Source organism: Paenibacillus sp. OT2-17 (assembly GCF_009827695.1).
GTDB lineage: Bacteria > Bacillota > Bacilli > Paenibacillales > Paenibacillaceae > Paenibacillus > Paenibacillus polymyxa_B.
This window is the reverse complement of the sequence record NZ_WUDQ01000596.1, coordinates 1-2,177: the sequence shown is the minus strand read 5'-3', so window position 1 is coordinate 2,177 and position 2,177 is coordinate 1. Positions and strand designations below refer to the sequence as shown.

The following is a 2,177-nucleotide window of genomic DNA, read 5'->3' as shown; positions in this document are numbered from 1 at the left end:
CTTGCAGGATATACCTGAAGGTGGGTATGTTCTGAAATATGGATATCCCATCGGTCATGCCATTCAGCCCATTCAGGCAGGTCAGCATGTGCATACGCATAATACGAAGACGAACCTGACAGGCGTGGAGGAGTACACTTATAAGCCTAAGCCAGCTCCTCATTTATATGAACAGGAGAGTCGTACGTTTCAAGGTTTTCGGCGAAAGGACGGTCGTGTGGGGATTCGCAATGAGTTGTGGATTGTGCCGACGGTCGGCTGTGTGAACGGGATCGCTGAACTTATTTTAAACCGTTTCAAGCAGGAAGCTGGAGATATTTCACCTTTTGAAAATGCACTGGTGCTCAAGCATAACTATGGTTGTTCTCAGTTGGGTGACGATCATGCACATACACGCACGATTTTGATCGATGCCGTAAAACATGCGAACGCAGGTGGCGTACTTGTACTGGGTTTGGGTTGTGAGAACAATGAAATGAAAGAATTTAAGGAAGCCATCGGGGAATATGATTCGGAGCGGGTAAAGTTTTTGCTTTCCCAGGATGTGTCGGATGAAGTAGAGGAAGGGGTAAGGCTGCTCCACGAAATTTTTGCGGCCGTGCAAGAAGATCGACGGGAACCTGTACCTTTGTCTGAGCTCAACATCGGCTTGAAATGCGGTGGATCTGATGGCTTATCGGGTATTACTGCCAATCCACTACTCGGACGATTGTCGGATTATATGGCCGCGCAAGGTGGAACAACGGTATTGACAGAAGTACCTGAAATGTTCGGGGCGGAGACGATTTTAATGGAGCGCGCTGCCGATGAGCAAGTATTTAATAAGATCGTACATCTGATTAACGATTTCAAACAATATTTTCTGGATTACAAGCAGCCAGTATACGAAAATCCGTCACCGGGCAATAAAGCAGGGGGCATCACGACGCTGGAGGATAAATCACTGGGCTGTACGCAAAAATCCGGGTCTTCCACGGTCACTGATGTCATTCAGTACGGGGAGCGTCTCAAGACCAAGGGACTCAACCTACTCAGCGCGCCGGGGAACGATCTAGTGGCATCTTCAGCTCTCGCCGCAGCGGGCTGCCAGCTCGTCATCTTCACAACTGGACGCGGTACGCCGTTTGGCTCCTTTGTTCCGACGATGAAGGTCTCAACCAACTCGCCGTTGTATAAGGCTAAACCTCATTGGATCGACTATAACGCCGGTTCATTGGTAGAGGATGTCAGTATGGAAGATGCGCTCCGCAACTTTGTCGATTACATCGTCGATGTAGCCAGCGGAACCTGGGTGAACAATGAGAAAAACAATTTCAGAGAGCTCGCTATTTTTAAAAACGGTGTTACGTTGTAAAAGGCTGAAGTGTAAGGGAGGCGGAATTATTCCGCTTCCCTTTTTGAGTTTGTATGCTTCTAAATAAGCATGTTAGACTTACTGCAAAACATGCAATATCGATTTTTAAATGAGGGGGGAAGTACAAGTGCAAAATGAAATTGTTGCTTATCGTGAGGAAAACCATGATCAACTCGTTGATATTTGGCAGCGGGCTGTACGCCGGACGCACACATTTTTGTCGGAAGAGGACATTCAATTTTATCATCATATCGTACGGAATGGTGTTTTAAGAGAACTTGAAGTTTGGATGGAATGGAATACAAGTCAAGAACCAACAGGTTTTATCGGGCTGGACGGATTGAAAATAGAGATGCTGTTTGTGGACCCTGAACGGCATGGGCAGGGCATAGGCAGCCGACTCATCCGGTATGCTGAAAAAATAAAAGGGAAGCATCTCAAAGTGGACGTGAATGAGCAGAACGAGAAAGCGTATGCTTTCTACAGACATTACGGCTTTGTACAAACGGGGCGATCTGCACTGGATGGATCAGGTAGGGCATTTCCTTTGCTTCACATGGAAATGAACAAGTGAACGATCCACTTACATCGGTATTTTAAAAACTGGAATATATTATCATAATGTACTTGTCACATGCTTGAATTTATGGTATAACTTAATTACGTAATAAATACGTAATTAAGTTATTTTTAGATAGGATTTAGATCTTACTTTTATTTGGTGAATATAGAAAGTCGGACAAGGAGGCGGGAACGGTGGATGATCTTGTTCACTCCGACATCACAGATCTAGACACACTTGTTAACATGATTAAGCTGTCTT

At 45.3% G+C, this 2,177-nt stretch carries 2 protein-coding genes; both read left to right on the top strand.

Annotated elements, in window-relative coordinates; translation table 11 throughout:
• On the top strand, positions 1-1,354 hold a 1,354-nt coding region (locus GRP75_RS25025), incomplete at its 5' end, for a UxaA family hydrolase (RefSeq protein WP_160790677.1).
• A gap of 127 nt (positions 1,355-1,481) precedes the next feature.
• On the top strand, positions 1,482-1,928 hold the full coding sequence (locus tag GRP75_RS25020; protein ID WP_160790676.1) for an acetyltransferase: 447 nt from the start codon (positions 1,482-1,484) through the stop codon (positions 1,926-1,928).
• Positions 1,929-2,177: the final 249 nt, after the last annotated feature.